This is a genomic window from bacterium (assembly GCA_035549195.1).
GTDB lineage: Bacteria > Oederibacteriota > Muellerivitia > Muellerivitales > Muellerivitaceae > DASZRK01.
The window spans coordinates 20,083-42,371 of sequence record DASZRK010000015.1; the positions used below are offsets into that span (position 1 = coordinate 20,083).

The following is a 22,289-nucleotide window of genomic DNA, read 5'->3' on the forward strand; positions in this document are numbered from 1 at the left end:
ATACGAAATGAAAAAGGGCTAACCTCGCCGGGTTAACCCTGCCGATCAAAATAAGGAAAGGACCGGCCCTCTCAGGCCGGTCCTTTTTCCCTTGTCCGAACTCCTCAGCCCTTCTTCAACATCATCTCAGGATAAGCCAACTCACCGTGCTCCCCGATATCCAGACCTTCGGTCTCTTCATCGGCCGACACACGCAACCCCATGACCATCTTGATGAGGAACCAGGAGACACAGCTGATGGCGAAGACGAACACGGCGACAGCCACGATCCCTTCCAATTGGACCATCAAGAGACCAGACCCGCCTCCCAGGAACAACCCGTAACCAGGAGAACCAGCCAGGACCAGGTCCTTGGCGCCGAAGAGGCCCACCGAAAGGGTGCCCCACACGCCGTTGACCATGTGGACGGAGACCGCACCGACCGGATCATCGATCTTGATCTTATCGAAGAAGATGACCGCAAGGACCACTAGGACCCCGGCGATCAGTCCGATGATGGCGGAGCTTCCAACGCTCACGAAAGCGCAGGGGGCCGTGATGGCCACCAAACCGGCCAAGCAACCGTTGATGGTCATGCCCAGCGAGGGCTTACCCATCAGGAGGGCCGTCATGAAGGTGGCGGCCAAAGCGCCCATGGCGGCGGCGGTGTTGGTCGTCACGCAAATGCGGGCCATGGCGGTCGGATCGGCGGCCATGGTGGACCCGGGGTTGAACCCGAACCAGCCCAGCCAGAGGATCAGGCAGCCCAAAGTGGCCGTCGACATGTTGTGGGCGGGGAGGGTATTGGCCGACCCGTCCTTGTTGTACTTCCCGATGCGGGGCCCGAGGATCAGGGCGCCGGCCAAAGCGGCCCAACCGCCGACCGAGTGCACGACCGTGGAGCCGGCGAAGTCATGGAAGAGCTTCCCGCCCAACCAGCCGCCGCCCCAGATCCAGTGCCCGGTGATGGGATAGATGATCCCGACCAGGATGAAGGAGAACACGATGAAGGAGAAGTACTTGATGCGCTCCGCCACGGCCCCCGAAACGATGGTGGCCGCCGTTCCGGCGAACACCAATTGGAAGAAGAACTTGGCCCAGAGCGGGGTCGAGGTCCAATTGATGGAACTATAGTCCCCTTGATAGGCCGCGCCCGTGGCAGGGCTGTTATCGGCGCCGCCCACGAGCCAGAGGCCGCTGGTCCCGATGAATCCGTTACCGTTTCCGAACATCAGCCCCCATCCCAGCACCCAGAAGGAGATACTGGAGACGGCGAAAACGATGAAGTTCTTGGACAGGATGTTGACCGTATTCTTGGTGCGGCACATCCCCGATTCGACCAAGGCGAAACCGGCGTTCATCCAGAACACCAGCATGGCGGTGATCAGGGTCCAGATGGTATCCGCGGCCACCTTCAGGCTGGTGGCTTGGTCTCCCAAGGCCTTGACCGTGTCCGCCATCGAAGGCGTCGGCGCGGGGGTCGCTGCCGCGGCCTGTGCATGCACGAGCACAGGGACGGCGAGCGTCATGAGGCCCAAAAGAAGAAGACCCATGACCCCCCCTTTTTTAATTTTGGAAAACATAACTCGCTCCTCCTTGCTTGATTTAAAGCGATCGGCAACCTTCACCGGTAAGACGACCCCGCAAGTGAAGGCAAACTTCCCGAACAAATGCGAAACATAAAAAGACCCAACGGTTCACCCCTTAAAAGCAAACCTTGTGCCACCCGTAAACAGAACGTAAAGACCCGCCGGAGCTCGAAACTAAGCTGGTTTCGGGCGAAAAAACGGAAGCCCAAGCTTTCAAACAAATCTACATATTTGTACCCAATACAAAATTGATGTGTTGAAAACGGATTTTGTCCTCCTATCCCCTTTTGGTGGGATGAAAAGAGGCCGTCCATCCCTTTCCGGGCGGTTGGGCCCATCCTTCGGCCCCAAGTCCCTCCCCTGGTCCTTCTCGCGGCCCAAAACCTTGCCCTGTTCCCATTTCCCTCAATAATGGGACCATGAACGAATCGTTCCTCTTCCTCCAAGACTTGGCCCTGGTGCTTTGCGTGGGCGCGGTCACCACCCTTCTTTTCCACTGGCTCAAACAACCCACCGTATTGGGTTACCTTTTAGCCGGACTCTTGGTCGGCCCCCATGTCCCCCTTCCCCTCCTCGCGCACGAAGGGACCGTTCGGACCCTGTCCGAACTCGGGGTCATCCTGGTCATGTTCTCGATCGGCCTGGAATTCAGCATTCCCCGCTTCCTCAAGGTGCTGCCGACCGCCGGCCTTACCGCGGTCATCGAGATCTCGCTGATGGCTTGGCTGGGCTATATGGCCGCCCGTCTCTTGGGTTGGAGCCCAATGGAATCCCTTTTCGCCGGCGCGATCGTTTCCCTTCCCAGCACCATGGTGGCCACCAAAGCGCTCGCCGACCGGTATCCCAATCCCCAATTGGACCGGGTCATCGTCGGGATCCTGGTGGTCCAGGACTTCGTTTCGGTCCTTCTCCTGGCCGTCCTGACCCCTTTGGCCGAAGGGGCCAAACTTTCCCTGAGCGGTCTTTTGATGACCTGCGGTAGCCTCATCGGGTTCCTGGGCCTTCTCTTCGGCCTGGGTTACCTCATCATCCCCCGATTCATCCGGGCCATGGTGGCCCAGCGCAACTCGGAAACATTGCTGGTGGCCACCGTCGGCCTTTGCTTCGCCATGGCGCTCCTCGCCCGGGAAGGCGGCTATTCGGTCGCCTTGGGGGCTTTCCTGGCCGGGATGCTGGTGGCTGAGTCGGGTGCCATCCATACCATCGGCCGCCTGATCCACCCTTTGAGGGACATGTTCGCGGCCGTCTTCTTCGTTTCCGTCGGGATGCTGGTGGATCCGGCGGTGCTGCGGGAGCACTGGGGCTCGGTCCTTCTCTTTTCCGGACTGGTGGTCGGGGGACAGATCCTGACGGTCTCGGTGGGGACCTTCCTGAGCGGCAAACCGCTGAAGACGGCCCTGCAGGCGGCCATGGCGCTCACCCAGATCGGAGAGTTCTCCTTCATCATCGCCCAGATCGGCGTCTCCCACGGCGTGGTCCGCGGATTCCTCTATGACGTGACCGTAGCGGTCGCGGTGGTCACGGCTTTCACCACGCCGCTCCTGCTCCGGGCCGCCGAACCTTTTTCCCGGTTCGTGGACAGCCACCTGCCCAAGCCCTTGCAGACCTTCACCGCCCTTTACGGTTCCTGGCTGGACGAGATCCGGAACGAAGGGGAGGGGGGCAAAACGGTCTGGCGTCGCACCCGGCGCATGGCCTGGAGGCTGGTCCTGGACACCTTCATCCTGGCGGTCGTCATCATCACCACCTCGGCCACCATCCAGCACTGGATCCCCTGGCTGGTCTCCCATTGGGGCTTTCCGGGCCAATGGGCCAAGATGATCCTGGCGACCACCGGCCTGGTCCTGAGCCTCCCCTTCTTCCTCGGCGTGGTCCGGACGGCCCGGACCATGGGCGGGCTCATCGCCGCGGCGGCGGTGCGGCCTTCCCACGAAGGGGAACTGGACCTGGGCCTGGCCCCCCGCCGGGCCCTGACGCTCGCCTTGCAATTGGGGATCGTTTTCGCGGTGGGATTCCCCCTCCTGGCCCTCACCCAGCCCTTCCTGCCCTTCGGTTATAGTCCGTTGATCTTCTTCATCCTGTTGACCGTCCTGGGGGTCGTCTTCTGGAAGAGCGCCGTCAACCTGCAGGATCACCTGCGGGCCGGCGCCCAGATGGTGGCCGAGGCCCTGTCCCACCGGGCCCCCATCAACCAGGAAGTCCTTTTGGAGGAGATCAACACCATGGCGCCCGGGATCGGGGCACCGACCTCCATGCGGATGGAACCGGGTTGTCCCTCCATCGGGAAAAGGCTGGGGGACCTGAACCTCAGGCTCCTGACCGGGGCCAGCATCATCGCCATCAACCGGGGGGAAGAGCGCATCCTGATGCCATCCGGCAAGGAGACCCTTCAAGTGGGGGACAATCTGGTCCTGGTGGGAAGCCAGGAGGCGGTCTTCCTGGCCAAGGGCCTGCTCCGCAATCCCACCGGCTCCGTCGCCGTTAAAGCGTCCGGGGGCCCTCCCCCTTCTTCCGATAGACCTTCCGGCCAATAAGGATGTGGGCGGCCAAGAGGACAGCCCGGGCCAGGCCCAGGACCCGACGGGAAACACCGGCAAGGGCCCGCTACGGTTCATCGCGGAGGTCCACCCCAGACCGACCCGTGCAGGGACTTTTATTTGCTTCCCCGGCTCACCATGAGTTGAAGGTCCTCCAAGAGGCTCTGCAGGTCCTCCTCGTGCTCCACCTCCTGCTCGAGGATGGTCAGGGCGATGTTGTAGGTCACCATGTCCTTGTCCTTGGTGAAATCCATTAAGCCTTTGTAGATGCTGATGGCGCATTGCTCCCCGCGGATGTTCTGGTCCAGGAGTTGGGCCACGTAGGGGTCCTCTGGGGCGTCGTACTTACAAGGACTCAGGTCGAGCCAGCCCTTGGGAGAGAGGATCGGCGTGCCGCCCAATTGGAGGATCCGTCCCGATACCAGGGTCGCGTGATTGAGCTCCTCGGTGGCATGGAGGTTCAGTTCGGCCGCGACGGCGTCCTTCATGGGCCCCTTGATGACCTTGGCCCCGACCCAGTATTGATAGTAGGCCAGCCATTCACTGGCGTAGGCCTGGTTCAACAGCTTGAGGATCTGGTCCACCTCGACCCCGACGATCTCACGGCCACGTGTTCCCATTTTCGGCTCCTTTTTGGTCCTTCTGGTCCTTTTAGTGTGTTCCCAATCTTTGGGAAAAGCCAACCCCCGCTCGGTCCCCTTCTTTCCAACTCTCTCCCCTGCCACGGGGACCTTCCATGACCGAAGACATATTCTTTTCCAGGCCCTGGGTCTACTTTGGGATGAAAAGAAGCCGGGCGGGAGAGGACGGCATTCCAAAGGATCCGAGGGAGGTGCCTATGTCGAGCGAATCGAAGTGTCCGGTCATGCACACGGGGGGGGCCATGAACCGGGATTGGTGGCCCCACCGGTTGGACCTGGGGGTCCTGCGCCGCAATTCCTCCCTTTCGGACCCCATGGACGGGGAATTCGACTACGCCAAGGAATTCAAGAGCCTGGACCTGAAGGCCCTGAAGAAGGATCTGGCGGCCCTCATGACCGTCTCCCAACCCTGGTGGCCGGCCGACTTCGGCCATTACGGCCCCCTTTTCATCCGCATGGCCTGGCACAGCGCGGGGACCTACCGGGTGGCCGACGGCCGGGGCGGGGCTGGAACGGGACAGCAGCGTTTCCCTCCGCTCAACAGCTGGCCCGACAACGCGAATCTCGACAAGGCGCGCCGCCTCCTCTGGCCCATCAAGCAGAAGTACGGGAAGAAGATCTCCTGGGCCGATCTCCTGATCCTGGCGGGTAACGTCGCCCTAGAGACCATGGGCTTCAAGACCTTCGGCTTCGCCGGGGGGCGAAAGGATGTCTGGGAACCCGACGAGGTCTATTGGGGGGCCGAGACGGCCTGGCTGGCGGACAAGCGCTATTCGGGGGGGCGGGAGCTGGAGAACCCCCTCGCGGCCGTCCAGATGGGGCTCATCTACGTCAACCCAGAGGGACCCAACGGGAACCCCGATCCCGTCGCGGCAGCCAAGGACATCCGCGAGACCTTCGCCCGCATGGCCATGAACGACGAGGAGACGGTGGCGCTCATCGCCGGAGGACATAGCTTCGGCAAGACCCACGGCGCCGGACCCGCCTCCCACGTGGGACCCGAGCCGGAAGCCGCCCCGATCGAGGAACAGGGCCTGGGATGGAAGAGCAGTTTCGGCGCCGGAAAGGGCGGCGCCACCATCACCAGCGGCCTGGAGGTCACCTGGACCACCACCCCGACGAAATGGGGGGTCAATTTCTTCCAGAACCTCTTCAAATACGAATGGGAGCTGACCAAGAGCCCTGCTGGGGCGAACCAGTGGAAGCCCAAGGGGAACGCGGGGGCGGGCACGGTGCCCGACGCCCACGACCCTTTCCAGCGCCACGCCCCCGCCATGCTGACCACCGACCTTTCCCTGAGGTTCGACCCGGCCTACGAGCGGATCTCCAGGCGTTTCCTGGAACACCCGGAACAGTTCCAAGAAGCCTTCGCCAGGGCCTGGTTCAAGCTGACCCACCGCGACATGGGCCCCAAGTCCCGCTACCTGGGTCCGGAGGTCCCGAAGGAGGACCTGATCTGGCAGGACCCGATCCCCAAGGCCCATCCGCTGATCGACGCCAAGGCCGTCACCGCCCTCAAGGGCAGGATCCTCAAGTCGGGATTGTCCATCCAGCAACTGGTCACGACCGCCTGGGCCGCAGCCTCCAGTTTCCGGGGGACCGACAAGCGGGGAGGGGCCAACGGCGCGCGCCTGCGCCTGGCGCCCCAGAGGGATTGGGAGGTCAACCAACCGGCCGAACTGGCCAAGGTGTTCCAGGTCCTGGAGGGGATCCAGGACGCCTTCAACAAGGCCGCGAAGGGCGGTAAGAAGGTCTCCCTGGCGGACCTGATCGTTCTGGGCGGCTGCGCGGCGGTCGAGGAAGCCTCGAAAAAGGGCGGGCATGCGGTGAAGGTGCCTTTCCACCCAGGGCGCATGGACGCCTCGCAGGAGCAGACCGACGAGGCCTCCTTCGCCGTCCTGGAGCCATTCGCCGACGGCTTCCGCAACTATCTCAAGAATGGATGCCCAGTGGCCGCGGAAGCGATGCTCCTGGAGAAGGCCCAACTGCTCGACTTGACGGCACCGGAGATGACGGTGCTTCTGGGGGGCATGCGGGTCTTGGGCGCCAATGTCGAAGGAAGCCCCCATGGGGTCTTCACCCGGACACCGGGAACGCTGACCAACGACTTCTTCGTGAACCTACTGGACATGGGGACCGAATGGAAGCCCTTGTCGGACAAGCGGGACCTATTCGAGGGGTGTGACCGGAAGAGCGGCGAAGTCCGCTGGACCGGGACCCGGGTGGACCTCATTTTCGGGTCGCATTCCGAATTAAGGGCCCTTTGCGAGGTCTATGCAAGCGCCGACGCCAAGAAGAAGTTCGCAGGGGATTTCGCCACGGCTTGGGCCAAGGTGATGGACTTGGACCGTTTCGATCTTCCCGGAAAGGGCTGAGGAAAGGGACGCCCAAGCCCCGAAAGGGGCCGGGGTTGAACCTTCCCCGACCCCGCCTTCTTCTTGATGGCCTTTCGGCCCAGGAGGATATGGACCGCCAGGAGCGGGGGATATCGTGGTATTGGTGGGGACCTACGAGTTGGTCTTCCTGGCCAAGGGCCTGCTCCGCAACCCCAGCGGGTCCGTGGCCGCCAAAGCGGCCAGCTTGTCTCCGCCGAAAGTTCCTTAGGAAGAACGCCAACGCCGCCAGGCCATGGCCAGTCCGGTCCAGACCATCCAGACCGTCCCTAAGGCCGCGAAAGCTGTCAGGGTCTGTCCGGGAAAACCGAGAGCCTCCCCGATGTGGAGGGGTTTCATCAAACCCCTCAGCTTCCGGCCCGCCTTTTGTTCGGCGTAAGGTTCCCACTTGGCCACTGCGGCCGTATCCGGTTCCAGGCTCAGGACCGAACGGCGGTAGGGGGAATCGCCCTCCTGGATGAAGGACATGACCTTATCGCCTTCCTTGCGCGGCAGGCGCAGGCTAATGGCCCGCCAACCCGGGGACTGGATCTTTGCCGCGGTCGCCCAGGCGTCCCATCCGGCGGCTTGGGCCCCTTTGTCCCGCCGGATCCGCGATGGACGATGGTCTTCTTTGCGGACTTCCGCTCCCGGCCCTTTCCCTTCCGTCGTCGGCAGCATCGCTTGACGATGGGGCGGAGGGGCGTCCCCTGTCAGGCGGTAAAGCAGGTCATTGGCCCAGTCATAGGACATCACCACGCCGGTACCGGTAATGACGACCAGGATCCAGGAGATCCAGAACCCCAAGACGTTATGTTGGTTCCAGTCCCGGGCCTTGGCCGTGAGGCCCGGCTTGAACTTCAGGACCGCTTTGCCCGATCGGGGCCACCAAAGATAAAGCCCGCTCAGGACCATGAAAAGGAAGACCAGGTTGACGGCCGCCTTGAACTGGTGGGCCCTCTCCTTGGCCGGACCCTCGGTCATCCCGAACCACCGGTGCAGTCCTTCCACGGTCCGGAAGAACGAACGGACGACCGGCGCACCAGGCCCCAACACCTTTCCCGTATAGGGATCGACATAAACGACCTCATCCTTTCCCAGGTTGAAGAGAACAGCCGACCGTGAGTCGCTCGAAAGGGTCAACCCCGACACATTGGCCTCTTTTCCTTCCGTGGCCTTAGCGGCCAATAGGTCGAGGGACAAGCGGGCGACCCCTGGCAGGGTCTCGACCCGCGACTGGCCCCGTTCCGTGAAGTCCGTCACCTGTTGCCGGAAAGTCAATAAGAACCCGGTGGCGGCGATCCAGGCGACCAACAACCCGGCCGTCACCCCCAAGGACAAATGGACCCAGAACAGGATCGGTCTCATAACTCGGCCCACTTGCGCACCAGATTGTGGTAAACGCCCGTCAATTGAATGGCCCCGGCACTCCCAGGATTTTCCCGGTGGACGCCCTGGATAGCCCGGTCCAAGTCGAACAAGAGGGTCCTCTCCCCATCATCCTTCACCATGCTTTGGACCCAAAAGAAAGAGGCGATCCGGGCTCCCCGCGTCACGGGCTTGACCTGGTGCAGGCTGGTGGCTGGATAGAGGATCAAGTGCCCTGCCGGAAGCTTGATGGCATGGGCCCCATAAGTATCTTCCACCAGAAGTTCACCCCCGTCGTAATCGCCTGGTTCGCTCAGGAAAAGCGTACAGGAGACATCGGTACGCAGCCGATGTGGGGTCCCCGGGACCTGACGAATGGCGTTGTCTACATGGATCCCGAAGGACTGCCCACCCTCGTAGCGGTTGAAAAGCGGCGGGAAAACGTGCCGGGGCAGGGCCGCCGAAGTGAAGAGCGGATTCTGCGCCAAAGCCTTCAGGATGATCTCTCCGGCCTCCTGGACCGCCGGATTGTCTTGGAGCGCCTGTTGGTTGTCCTTGGCCAAGGCCGACTGATACCCGGCGGTCACCTTGCCGTCGGCCCATTCGGCCTTGTCCAGCAGGCCACGGACTTTCGCCAGTTCTTCCGCGTCCAAAACACCCTGAATTTGGAGCAACATGCTTGCCTCCCTAGAACCTGTAACTCGTGGTCAGGACACCCGAGCGCCGGGTTCCCTCCACCCAGAAACCACCCTGGGTCCAATAGAGCGTGTCGCCCAGATTGTAGAGGTTCAACTGGACGTCCATTTCCTTCGTCAGGGGATAGGACAGCATCCCGTTGAACACCAGGTAAGAGGGCAGCATGACCGGGACCGCGTCGGTGCGGATCGGCCATCCGCTGGAATAAGCCGCTCCCAACCCGACCTGGAGATGGAAGGGAAGTTCATAGGTTCCCCATAAGTTGACCGAATCCTCGGCCACCCCGCCTAATTTCCATCCAGCCTGGTTGGTGACGGACCCGCTGGCTGTACCTGTCCCGCTTAAAACCTGTCCGTTGAGGTACGTGTAACCGGCATAAAGGTTGAGGTATTCCACCGGAGACCCTTGGAAACCCACGCTGGCGCCATCCACCCGCTGGTTGCCGCCGTTGACCTGGGGCCCCGAGGGGTCATCGGGATTCGTCTCCAAGGCGTTCAGCATGTCGGTGCGGAAGACAGCCGCCGTGGCCGTCAGCTTCCCCGAGAACAGGTTCCACTTGGTCCCCATCTCATAGGAAAGGCTTTCCTGGGCCTGCGCGTTGGCTACCCGATTGATCGTGCTATAGGCCCCTCCCACGGCGGCCAGGCCTTGCGTGCTGGGCAGGTAGGAATCCCCTACCGAGGCGTAAAGGGTCCCGTTCTCCTCGGGCTTGTAGATCACCCCGGCGTGCCAACTCCACATCCCCTGGGAGGCGATGGGCACCACTGGGTTGTATTGCCACCCACCGGCGGTCGTGACCGCCCCGTCCAGGATGTTGTTCGGCTCGTAATAATCGTAACGGACGCCTCCCGTCACCTGCCACTGCTTGTCCAACTTGATGGTATCCAGGGCGTAAGCCGCCAGGTCGTCAGCTTCCATTCGGACGGTATTGGGTGAAAGGGTCACTGGCCCCGCGTAGGCATCGTTGGGATCCGGGCTACCGGTGATGGGCACGACCGGATCGACGAACTTCCAGTTGGGGCCCCCTCCTGCGTAATGGCCGAAGCTGGAGTACTGGTGGGCGTATTCAACGCCCCCGACCGCCGTATGCCCCAGTCCGGCCGTGTCGAATTTGGCCGTCAAGTCCAGTTGTTCATCCAGGGTCTGGTCGTCGGTCAGGTGGGTCTTGGTGCTTCGCACACCGTTGATGGGCGTATAGACCTCCACATCGGTGACGATGCGGTCCACGTAGGCATCCACATAGGACAACTGGTCCCTGAGGTCCAGCGCTGGCGATAATTTCTGCTCCCAGCGCACCCAGCCGCTGTTGACCGTCACCCGTTCGTGGTCCAGCCCCAAAAGACCATAATAAAGGGACGGATCCTCGGGCCCCGGGGGCGCGAACCGATTGGTTCCGCCGAAACTGGGCACACCGTAGTCGGGGGTATTGTCCTGCCGCAGGCTGTAGTAGTCGAAGGTCAGCTTGGTGTCCTGGCCCAACTTGAAGGAAAGGGAGGGCGCTAAGCCCCAGGCCTTGTTCTCGATATATTGGCGGCCGGCCACACCCGAGTCCTGCTGCATGACGTTCAACCGCAAGCCCGCCTCCTCTAACCCCGCCACATTCAAGGGCTGGTTGACGTCTGCGGTTCCACGTTTGACGCCCGTCAAGACCCCGCCGTTGGCGGTCCCCGCGCTCAAGGAAACACTCGCGAAGGGTTTGGAGGCGTCAGGGTCCTTGCTGACGACGTTGATGGTCCCACCGGTGGAGCCCCGGCCCGAATAGGACGAACTCGGACCCTGACTTACCTCCACATGGTCCACATCGAAGGTATCTCGGGTATAGTTCCCCGTGTCCCGGGTACCGTCGATGTACATGTCATCCTTCGCGCTGAAACCCCGGATATTGAAGCTGTCACCCGCCGGGGTCCCGCCTTCCCCGGCGTTCAAGGTAATGCCCGGAACATTCTGGAGGGCCTGGGCCAAGTTGGAACTTCCTTGGTCGCTCAGGAGGGCCTGGGGAACGATGGAAAGGGTCTGGGGAACGTCGATCAGCGGTCCCCCGTATTTGGGGGACGAAGCGGACTTGACCTGGTAATCCTTCTCCGAGCGCCCGATGACGGTGACCAAGGGCATGGAAGCGGCATCGCCGTCCATTTCGCCTCCCTCGCCCGCTGCCAGGGTCGTAGCCTCGACCGTGTTCGCCCTCGCCTCAACCACCGGTGTAGCCGCGCCTTTCTTCGAAGAAGCGGCCATGGCCTTGAGGGGTACCACCGTCAGGTAGCCCACCATGAAAGACCGCAAAACCCAGCGCTTCAAGAGGATCGCCGTTCGGGAAGCGTCAGCCAGGACCCGGACCACCTTTCGGAATGCCTCGGCCAAGTCCGCGGGGGCCGACAAGGCCGTCGTGGGTGCACCCATCCGGGACTCGCCTTCCAAAAGGGCCATCCGCAAGGAAAAAGGCGGCCTTTCCGGCACGTTCCATCCCCCGCTCATCTCGTTCTTGCTCCCCAATATCGTTTCCATGTTCTCTCCCGAGCTAAATGAATTGATGTTCAGCTGGGTCATTTGTTTCGCCCATCCCTAGCTCCATCAAGGGCGTCCATCCACCGGCCTCAACAAGTTGGTTTGAAATCTTCCCAGGATTTTTCACCGGTCAGTCTTCCCAATATCTCGGTAAGGGCAGGACGTCCTGCCGCACGGTCTTCGGGTACTGACCGGAATATCTTTTGCAGATCGGCCAGGTCCCGTGAGGAAAGCAGGAGCACTTTGTCCCGTACCCGCAGGGCCGAGCGACCGCACGTACAACGGGCCAACCCACACCCTCCCGCTTGGAGTTCCATGTCCGTTCGATGACCCATTTCGTTCCCCCTCGACCTTGAATTCGCCCTAGCGGGCGTCCTGCAACCGGAAAAGGACCGGCACCCTTACCGTATTGGCCACCGCCATGCCCATCATCCTGGCCGGTTTGAATTCCCATCCCGATACCGTCCTTTGGGCTGAGTCATCCAGCAAGGGAAACCCCGAACTCCGGAGCACCGCCACCGACAACACTTTCCCATCCGCCCCCACCTCGACCCGAAGGAGGACTTTCCCCTCTTGTTTCCGCTCCCGGGCCTCCTGTGGATAGGGCGGCGGGGGATTCCGGTAATAGGACGGAACCTCCAGTGCGCCGCCCGAAGCCGTACCGCCTGTACCGGGCGGAACTACCGGGGTCGGGACCGGTTTCAATTTTTTCACGGCTTCCGCGGGGGCTTCCGGATCGTCCTCAAGATCCACCATCTCTTCCTGGGGCGGTTGGACCCTGGGTTTCCCCCCGGTCATGGCCATCGCGCCCGCCATCCCGTACTCGGCCTGGGTGGCCATGACCATCCCACCCCCAAGGAAGATCAACGCGTGCAGACCGAAGGCCAAAAGGGCGCTGACCTTCCAGCGCCAGGGGCTCGCCATCCTGTTCAAGTATTCGCGCAAACCCATGGATGCCTCACTTCCCGGCCTGGGTGGTCCGAAGAGCGGTGTGCTTGAGCCCCGCCCGCCGGGCCGCGTCCAAGACCTGGACCACCAGGCCGAAGTCGGCCTTCTTGTCCCCGTGGATGATGACCTTGGCCTCGCTGTCAAGGGCCGCCAAATCCTTGAATTTGGGAGGAAGGGCCTCGGGGGAAATCTCCTGCTTGTCCCAATAGATCTTTCCATCCGTGGTGACGGAAACGGCCGCCTTGGGTTTTCCCTGATCCGTCTTGGACGAATGCGCCGCAGGGAGGTTCACCGGGATCGAGAGGTTCTTGATCATGGAAAGAGAGACCATGATGAAGGTGGCCAGGAGGAAGAACATGATGTCGATCAAAGGGATGATCTCGATGCGGGGCTTGGGGCGGGCCGGGGCAATGATGCGCATTTCAGTCCCTAACCTGGCGCAACAGAAGCTCCATCTGGGTACCTGTATCTTCCAGTTCCTTACGGGCCGATTCGGACCGTGCGTTCAGGTAATTGAAGGGGATCAGGGCCGTCACCGCGATGATCAATCCGAAAGCGGTGGCGATGAGGGCTTCGGCGATGCCACCCGTGAGGGCGGTCGGAGCTTGGAGTTCCTGGTCCCCCAAAAGACCGAAGGAATGGATGAGGCCTGTCACCGTCCCCAGGAGACCCAACAAAGGGGCCAGGGTGATGACCGTATCCAACACGGGCAGTCCCCTGCTGAAACGGGACAATTCCCGGTTGGCGGCCTGCAGGAAAGCATTGGAAAGGGAAACTTCCCGGTGCTCCAAGGCATACGCCATGGTCCTTGCGGTAAAATCACTGGAACGGCTCCCTACTTCGATGGCCTCCTTGACCTTTTTCTTCTCCAGATGGACGAAAAGGGCTTCGATATCGGCCGGCCTACGAAGACCTCCCTCCCGGAAGATGAACCAGAACCGCTCGATCACCACCGTTAAAGTGACCATCGAGACGAGGAACAGGGGCCACATCAAGGGCCCGCCTTTCATGAACAATTGGAACATCTCTTTCTCCTTTGCCCATTCCAGGGGAAGGCGCAAGGGTCCCCGAAACCCTTTCCCTTCCCCTGGCGGACTGGAAATAAAAAAAGCCAGGGCGGCACCTTTCGGCGCCTCGTCCTGGCTCGCTGCCTTTTTGAAAGGTGGCTGGCTGGGAATTACTTGGTCAGGATCAACTTTCCGCTCTTGGTCAACTGCAGGCGGTAACGTTCCGTTCCATGCACGATCCAAAGTTCCGTCTCGCCGGGAGGGATGAGCTCTTCGCTCTTCACTTCGCGGCGTGAACGCCCCGAAGGGATCGGTTCCAATGGTTCCTGGGGCGGCATGGGACTTCCTGTTAGTTGATATTGATAATCATTATCAATACTCCCCTTCCTGTCAAGCTTCTTTCCCGGAAAATAACCGGGGGCGAACGACCCCTTTTCGGAGGAAAATGGATTCCCGCGGCCCCGGAGGAGGCCTATCCTAGGGGCGATCCCCATCAGGAGATACTTTTGAGGCCTTCCCGAACCTCCCGGCGTTCCTTGGACGTTTCCTTCCTGGTCCCCGCCCACGGGTGCCCCGAACAGTTGGAGGGCAATGTCCCCAGGATCCGTAGATTCTTATCGGACCATTTCCCCAAGTCCTTCGAGATCATCCTGGTCCCCAATCCCGTCCCGGGCGACGGGGCGACCCTCCGGGCGGCGGAAACCCTGGCCCGTCGTTTCCCCGAGGTCCGGGTCTGCCGGAACGCCGGATCGGCCGGCAAAGGACTGGCCTTGAAGGAAGGCTTCGCCCTCTCCCGCGGGCGCTGGATCTTCACCACCGACGCCGACCTTCCCTTCGACCTGGACTTTTTCCTTCAGGCCTCCCGTCTCCTGCGGCTCGGTTTCCACCTGGTCACGGGCAACCGCCGTCTTCCGGCCAGCCGGTTCCGGGTGCCGACCCGGGTGCTCCACATGGTCTATCAGCGGGTGCTCATGGGACTTCTCTTCAACGCCTTCGTCCGGCTCCTCTTCCCCATCCACACCTCCGACACCCAGGCCGGCATCAAGGCCATGACCCGCGGGACCGCCGTCGAGGTCTTCCGCCGTCAGGTCTGTCCCCGCTATTCTTACGACATCGAAATGTTCCTCACCGCCCAGGGGACCGGCCGGCGGATCGCCGAATTGCCGGTCGTGCTGAGCCTGCCCAGTGAAAAATCGACCATCCGCATTTTCCGGTCCGCGGCCGTGGCCCTCTATTGGATATCGCGGATCTGGTTCCTGCATGGGAGGGGACACTATTCCAGCCTCAAGACGGCCTAAAGGACCGGTCCCAGCCCCCATGGAAGGTCTCCTGCGCCGTTACGCCCACCTTCCCATGGGAACTCGCCTGTTCCTTTGGCTCCGCTGGCTTTGGACACCCTACGACCGCATGGCGTCCCTGCTGCCCGATCGGGGCCTGGTCCTGGACGGCGGATGCGGCCACGGCCTGCTTTCCCTGACCTTGGCCCTTGGGTCCTCCCGGCGCCGGGTGGAAGGGCTCGATCATTCGGTCGAAAGGGTCGCCATCGCCCGCCAGGCGGGCCGGGACCTGCCGAACCTTTCCGTTTCAAAAGGGGACTTCCGAAAGATCCCCCGCCGCGCCTATCAAGGCATCGCCCTGGTGGACGTCCTGCATTACCTTCCTTATGAGGAACAGGAAGCCTTGATGAAGGACGCTTTCCGTCGCTTGGCGCGGGGCGGCGTATTTTTGTTCCGGGATGTGGACCGACGCCCCGGTTTCTCCTCCCTCTGGAACCGCCTGCATGAGGGCCTCATGACCGGCCTGGGCTTCACCAAGGCCGGGGGCCTCCACTTCCGTTCAAGGGTCCAATGGGACCAACTGGCCCGCCGGGTGGGGTTCCAGGTTCGCTCCGAAGCAACGGGGCGTTTCCCTTTCGCGGACGTGCTTTTTTGGTGCCGAAAGCCCTAGTTCCGAACGTCCCGCCTTAAAATGTTTTCCGGAGTCCTTGTCGGGTCCATAATAGTTCCGTTCCATTCCAGGAAGGTGGCATGCGGCCGACCCAAAGGATTTTGACAACCATCCTATTGTGGATTTTCGCGATGGCTTTGCCTTTGCGGCCCATCGCGGTCATCCTCCACAATTGTTATGTTCACGCTGCCCTTCACCCGCATTCATCCCTTCACAGCGTCCCCAAGGGCCGGACCCCGACATCCTCCTTCGTCAAAAAGGTCCAAAGCCTCAAGAAGATCGCTAAGCGGACCAACCGTTCCCATTACCTGATTCCACCCTCGCAACGGGCATTCGTCCGGTCGTTCTTCCGCTCCGGCCCCACCCTTCCCAAGGACCGTCGCCTCCCATCCCAGGAGCTTTTTTCTCCCCTACGCATTTAGTCCTTCCTTCATGCCGAAAAGGCCCCCGTGGGCCTATCCCTTGAAGGAGCCCTTTTTTTGTCATCTTTTCCGGCGATAAAAACCCAAGAACCACCCATCGGGTGGAAGGACCGTCCATGATCCTTCCTTCCCGCCCGCTGGATCCATGGACCGGTCCCCTTCCATCCGCCCAAGGCCGACTGGGCGCTTCCTTGATCCTCCCGGTCCCCCTGGACCGCTTCGCCCCGATCAATGTGGAGGAAGCTTTACGGTACGTGGCATCCTTGCAACGCTTCCTGACGGAACGCTTCGGCCGATCCCATGAGATCCTCTTGGTCCCCTTTGGGGAAAAGAACCCCGCCTATGGGGCGCGGCTCGACCGTCTTTCCCGCACCACCCTGGACCGCAAACCCTTCCGTTGGATCGGAGGTTCCCATTCCGGGCCCGGTTCGGCCGTACGGGAAGGCATCTTCCTCTCCCAAGGCCGGACCCTCCTGGTCGGGAATTTGGAATGCCATTACGGTCCTTCTTTTTTTAAGGCGGCCCTGGCCCGTCTGGGTCCGAAGGTCCGGGCGGTGATGGCCAATCGCCGCCTGCCCGATTCCGAGTTCACCGTCCCCGTGACCGCTCTTTCCCTTCTCTATCGGCGCCATCTGCTGGGCGTCCTTCTGGGCCACCTCTGGTCGCTTCTCTTCAAATTGCCCCTGACGGACAACCTCGCCGGGGCCTATGTGTTGGAACGGACCTTCGCGCTCCGGGTCTTCAACCGCCTGACCTGCCCCGGCTTCCTTTATGAAGCCGAGCTGGCCCTGGTGGCCAAGGCCAATGGCTATCGCCTGACCGACCTCCCCGCCTCCTTCTTCCTGGAGCGGGAGAAACCCCGCCTGCGGGTCTATCGGGAGATCGGCAGCGTCCTCCGCTGGACCTGGCGTTTCCTGAAGGGCCTGCGCCAGGGGGACTACTCCTTCCTGCGCCTGAACCGCAACCGGCTCACCGCCGATGACTGGGGCCTCTCGCCCGCGATCAACGACGCCATCCTGGAGATGGCGCGCCTGGGGCACCTGCGCCGGGTCTCGGTCCTGGCCGGCGGCAAGTTCATGGGCTACCGCCTCGCCGAACTGAAGCGGGTCCCCGGGATCGAGTTCGGCCTCCACTTCAACCTCACCAGTCCCGAGAGCGGCGGTCTCTACCGATCCGTCGGCGGGTTCCTGGACGACTGGTTCCGGAGCCTGGCCGGAGGACGGGCCCAGTTGGCGGGGAAGATACGCGCCGAACTCATCGGACAATTGGCCCTGTTGCGAAAAATGGGCATCCGGCCCAGGCGCCTGGAAAGCCACCACCATGTGCACGCCGTCCCCGGAGTGCTGGAGGCCCTTTCGAAGACCCTCCATGCCCAAGGCATCCGCCAGGTCCGGGTCCCTTACCATCCCTCCCTCTGGTGGGGAAAAAGGGCCCTGGTGGCCTGGTTCGGCCGTTCCTTGAAGGACCGGGTGCGGTGGTTGGGTTTCCGCACCGAACCCTTCTATTACCCGCTTCCCGGGGATCTCTCGAACTTCAACCGTCTGGTCCGTTGCCTGAACCGGGTGGCGGACTCGGAAGTGCTCATCCACCCGGCCATTCATAACGATATTCCCCAAGCCGCCCCCTCGGACGGTTACCGGGAGGGACGCGTCAACGAGTTCAACCTCCTGCGCCTACTCGCCCTCGAACTCACGGCGCAGGACAAGGGAGCCTGATCCATGGCCCGTCCCAAAAAACGAGTGAAAAGGATGAAGACCCAGGGCCGGCCCTGGGTCTCCCGGACCACCTGGCCCCCCATCGCCTGCGGCTGGGCACTGGCTTTTTTCGCGGTCCTGCTCCTGCTCAGCTTCCAGGTGGTGGTCAAGACGGCCTGGGCCCCCGGTGCGCCTGCGGGACTGATCGGGACCCTCTTCCTCCTGGGGATCACCCTTTTGTCCTTGGGTTATCGGCGTCTCCCGAAGGAGAGGACCCCCGACCTGGGCCGAAAGGCCGCTTGGGCCATCCTGGCCCTCCTGATGGCGGCCGGGACCTTCCTGCGGCTTTATCGGCTGGACCATCCCCCGGGGACCTTCTGGGACGACTGGGCCACCATCCTGGTCTGGGTCCACGGCATCCTGGACAAGGACCATTTCTATTGGATGCTTCCCACCGATGGGATCGAACCCTTCGTGCCTTACGTGCAGGCGCTCTTCCTCGCCCTGCTTCCCGAGTCCGTGCCGGATTTCATGATCCCCCGCCTGACCGCCGCCCTCATCGACCTGGCGGCCCTCTGGGTCCTTTACCTTTGCGGGAAGGAGTTGGGCTCCCGGCGGGCCGGCCTGGCCGCCGCGGGCCTGGCCGCCTTGGGACGGCCCATGATCCAACTGAGCCTGACGGGCATGCGGGCCTTTTCCCTTTCGCTGGCGGTGTCCTTCCTGATCCTCGCTTCCCTGAAATTGTTCCGCAAACCCTCCCTGGGCCATTTCCTGCTTTGGGGTTTCGCCATGGCCTTCGGCATCCACACCTATTCGTCGTTCCGGGTCTTCATGATCGGCCTTCCCCTCCTTCTCCTCCCCTGGGTCCTGCGGAACGTCCCCCAACCCCGCCTGCCGGCGGCGGTGGGGGCCCTTGGGTCGCTCCTGCTCCTCACCGGGATCTACTCCGGGACCTTCAACGGGATGTTGGCTTTGTTCCAGCCTTGGACCCAGCGCTGGGGCCTTTGGGTCGCCCATAGTCCCCAAGTGATCGCGGCTTTCTTCGTCATGACCCTGGCTTCCTCGGCCCTGGCCGCCGGTATCTCGATCCGAAAGGGCCCCCTTTCCCGGCTGGCCGGCTGGGGTCTGGGGCTCGGCTTGGCCTGCCTGCTCGTCTATCCCCTGACCCTCTCCCCCCAATTCGACGACCGCATCGCCAACCTATCCCCTTTCCGAAGCGGCGACGGCGCGTCCCATCCCTGGGCCTTCCTGGCCTCCCAGACCATCCAGACCTTCCGCTCCCTTTTCTTCGCCTGTGCGGACCGCAATGACCTGGCCATCGCCCTGGACCCCTTCTTCGATGTCTTTTCCCAAGGGGCCCTCATCCTGGGATTGGCCTTCCTCATCGTTGAACCCGATTGGCGCAAGGCCTTCCTGGTGGGAATGGGGGGATTGGGGGTCGCCGTCTACGTGATCTCCATCGACCCCGCCTCCACCAAACTGCTGGGTTGTGCCCCCCCTGCGTACCTCTTGGCGGGTTGGGCCTTATCCCGGCTTTGGGACGGACTGCCGGGGCAAAAAAGCGACTTTCGCTGGGGCCGGGTTTTCCTGGCCCTTTTCCTTTCCCTTTATGCGGCCGGCGGCGCTTGGATCCAATTCCATAAGCTTTTCGGTTCCTGGGCCCGGAACCCGGGACCGGACACTGTCCTGGCCGAACACGTCCGGCAGGATGGGAAGGACCACCGCATTTACCTCGCCCCGGCCCCTTGGTTCTTTGGACTGAACACCCAGTTCGTACTGAACGACGGCCAGCGCTACTACATCCTCAAAAAGACCAACCGGATCCCCCTGGCCGAAGGGGACTCTCCCGAGGACATCGTCCTCTATGTTTACGGCTCCGCCGCCAAGCTCATCGATGAACTGCACCGCACCTATCCATCGGCCCAATGGGAGAAGATCTGGGTCTTCAAACACGAGGAGGGGGACCCGAACCCGGAACTCTATATGTGGCGGGTCGCCCTTCCCGGCCCGGTCGTCGCCTCCGTGGCCTCGCCCTTGCTCCTGCCGGGCACGGAAAAAGGGGCCTGGTTGAGGCGTTATTTCACCAATAGCTATGGTTGGGGACTGGGCGGGATCTTCTATGAGGAAAGGACCCCGGACCTGGGTTCGCCCCTGCCGGCGGACCTGCTACGGTCGGACCTTTTCAAGGATTTCGGGTCGCCCGGCCTGGTCCGCACCGTGGGGTCCCTCCCCATCGCCCAGGAAGGCGATTACGAATGGAGCATCGGGACCCCCAACCCGGTCTGGCTCCGGATCGACGGAAGGACCTTGTGGAAGCAGGATGCGCCTTCCGTGGCCACGAAAGCCAAAGGGAAGATCCACCTGACCATGGGGATCCATTGGATCGAACTGCGTTTCCGCAACCCCAATGGTTTCGTGATCCCCGACATCTTCCTGCGGCCGGTGGGCACCGCCCCTTGGACCAAGCTTTAGGGGAAAGGTCCGCCTGTATCCCTCAACGGACGATGACCTGGTCCGAATGCCGCTTCAACAACACCATCCCGAAGAACTGCGTGACATAGGGGAAGGGCCCCCATTGCTGGATGGGGGAATAGTGGGCGAAAACGTAACCCATGATGTCCTTGGCGTAATCCCGCCCGAAGGAAGCGGGGCCGTATTCGCCCGTATCCCGCTGGAGAAGCACCACATAGGTCACCTTGTTCGCCTCCAATTGGTCGATGACCCTTTTCGGGGCCCCGGAAGGCATGAGGTCCACCGGATTGCAGACGTAATCGGTCAGCGGGTTGGGGAGCCCGGAGAGGAAGTTCAAGGCCGCTCCTTCGGGGAAGACTGCCAGACTGTCGCCCGCCTGGGAATCTTCGCGCAGGAACTGCAGCAGCTTCGCGCAGCCGGGGGCGGGTTCGGTCGGGAAGCACATCAAGGTCCCGCGGGGCGTCTCCACCGGGAAGGTGCACTTGGCGTACCAGCCCGATGCGATGCCGACGTGGCCGGCCAGGAAAAGGCCCGACACCAACAGGAACCCGCCCTTCACGAAAAGCCTGATCCTCCCCTCCGGGAACCTGCCCGGAAGGTCCTTCAGGAAGAACCCGTAATAGACCAAAAGACCCGGGACCAGCAGGGTGAACCCATATTGCTCCGGACTGGCCTTGAGCAGGATGCGCCCTAAGGACAGGAAGGCGAACAGGGACGTGGCCAGCCAGAGGTTATCCTTCGGGTCCGGCCGTCCCCTTTTCAGCGTGCCCCAGGCCAAGTAAAGGCAGATCAGCGGTACGCAACGGAACTGGGCTTGGGGGCCGAAAAGGTTCTCGAGGATCAGCGCCACCGGCACCGCCACCACCGCCGCGATCACCAGGACCGGGCCCCAGGAACGAGCCTGGCCGGTTTCGATGCGGAGCCCCGCCGCCGCCCGGCCACCGGCGAAAAAGAAAAGGGCGAAGACGGCGTAAAGCCCCAAGGTCACCGCCAGGCCCAGGAGGTTGTCCCTCAAAAGGTCCAGTCCCATCAGGGAACGGGCGAAGGGGCTGGTGGGGGAAAGATGCGTCCGGATGGCCTCCCAGGTCCAGCCCTGGCCCCGGACCAACAGCACGAAGAAAAGGACATAGAGGATCACCGTGATCCCCAGTGACGGGAGCAGGAAGGAAAGGGCCGACCGGAACCGGTTGGGCCCCTTGCCCCGTTGGGCCGGGTCCCAGGCGGCCAAAAGGATGGAAAAAGCCAAGGCCGCGGCCAGTTCCCACCGCGTCAAGGCGGTCAAGGTCAGGGCCAGGATGGCCCAAGGCCCGTCCTGTTCCCCTTCCAGGATACGGGCGAAGAAAAGAAGGGTCCAAAGGGCGAAGGCCATTCCATAGGTGGCCGCATAGGTATAGGGAAGGATGTAATCGTAGTTATGGGGGGAGATGTAAAAACCGAAGGCCAGCACGCAAAGGAAAGTCGCGACCGTGAGCCCGGCCAAGCCCTCCCCCAGCAACCGGCGACCCAGGAAATGGAGGGGGAGGACGGTCAACACGATGGAAAGGATCCCGCTGGCCACCAGGCTATGCAGGTGGACGCCGCCCACCCACAGGAGCAGGGCGTTCCAATAGGGAACGAAGGGTCCATAGAGCCAGGCCAGATCCCGGTAGAGCACCCGTCCCCGGAGGATCTGCTCGGGCAAGTACCATTCCTTGCCCGAATCGATGATGAGGTCCCCCCATCTCATCCAGGACATTTTGAGGAAGACCAGGAGAATAAAGAGATAAAGAACGAACGGAATGATCCGAAAGTCAGTTTTATTCATATCCTTCATTTCTCTTCCACCTTGGGCCAAAAACCGATCATCCAGACGAAAATTTAAGCCCATCCGCCGACCCCACCTAACTGTTCACTCAAACAGAAGCCCTACTACTATGGGACCTGAAAGGAGAAGAAGTGGCAAGAACTCTTCGGACAAATTTCTAACCGAACAATGATCTCCAATCGTACGGCAAAACACCACTCCGCAGCCCCCACCTTAATAACGTGGGTTTATAGCGCACAGAAAAGTCTCGAGCCGCGAAGATCCTGATATGCATTCCGAACCCGGACCAAGAACAGCCTTAGACCATTCTT

16 protein-coding genes are annotated in these 22,289 nt (G+C 62.0%); 6 read left to right on the forward strand and 10 right to left on the reverse strand.

Annotation, left to right across the window (positions count from 1 at the left end; translation table 11 throughout):
• Positions 1-104: 104 nt before the first annotated feature.
• A complete protein-coding gene (amt, locus tag VHE12_02880) occupies positions 105-1,439 on the reverse strand; it encodes an ammonium transporter (GenBank protein ID HVZ79729.1) in 1,335 nt (444 codons plus the stop codon).
• 548 nt (positions 1,440-1,987) lie between these two features.
• Between amt and VHE12_02885 the strand changes: the two genes are divergently transcribed.
• Complete coding sequence (locus VHE12_02885; protein HVZ79730.1) at positions 1,988-4,102, forward strand: cation:proton antiporter; 2,115 nt, start codon at positions 1,988-1,990, stop codon at positions 4,100-4,102.
• A 119-nt stretch (positions 4,103-4,221) separates the two neighbouring features.
• Here the strand turns inward: VHE12_02885 and VHE12_02890 are convergent, their stop codons facing one another.
• Positions 4,222-4,725 carry a ferritin-like domain-containing protein gene (locus VHE12_02890; GenBank protein HVZ79731.1) on the reverse strand — a complete coding sequence of 168 codons (504 nt, stop codon included), beginning with the start codon at positions 4,723-4,725 and terminating at the stop codon, positions 4,222-4,224.
• Positions 4,726-4,943: 218 nt separating this feature from the next.
• Here VHE12_02890 and katG point away from each other — a divergent pair, with 218 nt between their 5' ends.
• Complete coding sequence (gene katG / locus VHE12_02895) at positions 4,944-7,121, forward strand: catalase/peroxidase HPI (protein HVZ79732.1); 2,178 nt, start codon at positions 4,944-4,946, stop codon at positions 7,119-7,121.
• A 225-nt stretch (positions 7,122-7,346) separates the two neighbouring features.
• On the opposite strand, the gene VHE12_02900 is transcribed toward katG, so the two are convergent.
• The 7 genes from VHE12_02900 to hemP all read right to left on the reverse strand — a co-directional run bounded on the left by VHE12_02900 (position 7,347) and on the right by hemP (position 13,977).
• Positions 7,347-8,486 (reverse strand): PepSY-associated TM helix domain-containing protein, encoded by a 1,140-nt coding sequence (locus tag VHE12_02900; GenBank protein HVZ79733.1) that lies wholly within the window; start codon positions 8,484-8,486, stop codon positions 7,347-7,349.
• On the reverse strand, positions 8,483-9,163 hold the full coding sequence (locus VHE12_02905) for a Fe2+-dependent dioxygenase (GenBank protein HVZ79734.1): 681 nt from the start codon (positions 9,161-9,163) through the stop codon (positions 8,483-8,485). The genes VHE12_02900 and VHE12_02905 overlap by 4 nt, the downstream gene beginning before the upstream one ends.
• A gap of 10 nt (positions 9,164-9,173) precedes the next feature.
• Positions 9,174-11,684, reverse strand: a complete 2,511-nt coding sequence (locus VHE12_02910; GenBank protein HVZ79735.1) for a TonB-dependent receptor — start codon at positions 11,682-11,684, stop codon at positions 9,174-9,176.
• A gap of 363 nt (positions 11,685-12,047) precedes the next feature.
• Entirely contained in the window at positions 12,048-12,635 is a 588-nt protein-coding gene (locus tag VHE12_02915) for an energy transducer TonB (GenBank protein ID HVZ79736.1), read from the reverse strand.
• Between the two features lie 7 nt (positions 12,636-12,642).
• Positions 12,643-13,053 carry a biopolymer transporter ExbD gene (locus tag VHE12_02920; GenBank protein ID HVZ79737.1) on the reverse strand — a complete coding sequence of 137 codons (411 nt, stop codon included), beginning with the start codon at positions 13,051-13,053 and terminating at the stop codon, positions 12,643-12,645.
• Position 13,054: 1 nt separating this feature from the next.
• Entirely contained in the window at positions 13,055-13,657 is a 603-nt protein-coding gene (locus VHE12_02925; GenBank protein ID HVZ79738.1) for a MotA/TolQ/ExbB proton channel family protein, read from the reverse strand.
• 152 nt (positions 13,658-13,809) lie between these two features.
• Complete coding sequence (gene hemP, locus VHE12_02930; protein HVZ79739.1) at positions 13,810-13,977, reverse strand: hemin uptake protein HemP; 168 nt, start codon at positions 13,975-13,977, stop codon at positions 13,810-13,812.
• A gap of 168 nt (positions 13,978-14,145) precedes the next feature.
• Between hemP and VHE12_02935 the strand changes: the two genes are divergently transcribed.
• The 4 genes from VHE12_02935 to VHE12_02950 all read left to right on the forward strand — a co-directional run bounded on the left by VHE12_02935 (position 14,146) and on the right by VHE12_02950 (position 20,174).
• Positions 14,146-14,937: a glycosyltransferase gene (locus VHE12_02935; GenBank protein HVZ79740.1), complete on the forward strand. Its 792-nt coding sequence runs from the start codon at positions 14,146-14,148 to the stop codon at positions 14,935-14,937.
• Between the two features lie 19 nt (positions 14,938-14,956).
• Positions 14,957-15,586 carry a class I SAM-dependent methyltransferase gene (locus VHE12_02940; GenBank protein HVZ79741.1) on the forward strand — a complete coding sequence of 210 codons (630 nt, stop codon included), beginning with the start codon at positions 14,957-14,959 and terminating at the stop codon, positions 15,584-15,586.
• A 538-nt stretch (positions 15,587-16,124) separates the two neighbouring features.
• Positions 16,125-17,723 (forward strand): ChbG/HpnK family deacetylase, encoded by a 1,599-nt coding sequence (locus VHE12_02945; protein HVZ79742.1) that lies wholly within the window; start codon positions 16,125-16,127, stop codon positions 17,721-17,723.
• Between the two features lie 3 nt (positions 17,724-17,726).
• Positions 17,727-20,174 (forward strand): glycosyltransferase family 39 protein, encoded by a 2,448-nt coding sequence (locus VHE12_02950; GenBank protein ID HVZ79743.1) that lies wholly within the window; start codon positions 17,727-17,729, stop codon positions 20,172-20,174.
• Between the two features lie 22 nt (positions 20,175-20,196).
• Here VHE12_02950 and VHE12_02955 read toward each other — a convergent pair whose 3' ends face one another.
• Complete coding sequence (locus VHE12_02955; GenBank protein HVZ79744.1) at positions 20,197-21,900, reverse strand: hypothetical protein; 1,704 nt, start codon at positions 21,898-21,900, stop codon at positions 20,197-20,199.
• Positions 21,901-22,289: the final 389 nt, after the last annotated feature.

Coding starts and splice junctions, on each gene's coding strand:
- amt (HVZ79729.1), bottom strand. CDS start 1,439: ATGGCGGACACGGTCAAGGCCTTGGGAGACCAAGCCACCAGCCTGAAG.
- VHE12_02885 (HVZ79730.1), top strand. CDS start 1,988: ATGAACGAATCGTTCCTCTTCCTCCAAGACTTGGCCCTGGTGCTTTGC.
- VHE12_02890 (HVZ79731.1), bottom strand. CDS start 4,725: ATGGGAACACGTGGCCGTGAGATCGTCGGGGTCGAGGTGGACCAGATC.
- katG (HVZ79732.1), top strand. CDS start 4,944: ATGTCGAGCGAATCGAAGTGTCCGGTCATGCACACGGGGGGGGCCATG.
- VHE12_02900 (HVZ79733.1), bottom strand. CDS start 8,486: ATGAGACCGATCCTGTTCTGGGTCCATTTGTCCTTGGGGGTGACGGCC.
- VHE12_02905 (HVZ79734.1), bottom strand. CDS start 9,163: ATGTTGCTCCAAATTCAGGGTGTTTTGGACGCGGAAGAACTGGCGAAA.
- VHE12_02910 (HVZ79735.1), bottom strand. CDS start 11,684: ATGGAAACGATATTGGGGAGCAAGAACGAGATGAGCGGGGGATGGAAC.
- VHE12_02915 (HVZ79736.1), bottom strand. CDS start 12,635: ATGGGTTTGCGCGAATACTTGAACAGGATGGCGAGCCCCTGGCGCTGG.
- VHE12_02920 (HVZ79737.1), bottom strand. CDS start 13,053: ATGCGCATCATTGCCCCGGCCCGCCCCAAGCCCCGCATCGAGATCATC.
- VHE12_02925 (HVZ79738.1), bottom strand. CDS start 13,657: ATGTTCCAATTGTTCATGAAAGGCGGGCCCTTGATGTGGCCCCTGTTC.
- hemP (HVZ79739.1), bottom strand. CDS start 13,977: ATGCCGCCCCAGGAACCATTGGAACCGATCCCTTCGGGGCGTTCACGC.
- VHE12_02940 (HVZ79741.1), top strand. CDS start 14,957: ATGGAAGGTCTCCTGCGCCGTTACGCCCACCTTCCCATGGGAACTCGC.
- VHE12_02945 (HVZ79742.1), top strand. CDS start 16,125: ATGATCCTTCCTTCCCGCCCGCTGGATCCATGGACCGGTCCCCTTCCA.
- VHE12_02950 (HVZ79743.1), top strand. CDS start 17,727: ATGGCCCGTCCCAAAAAACGAGTGAAAAGGATGAAGACCCAGGGCCGG.
- VHE12_02955 (HVZ79744.1), bottom strand. CDS start 21,900: ATGAGATGGGGGGACCTCATCATCGATTCGGGCAAGGAATGGTACTTG.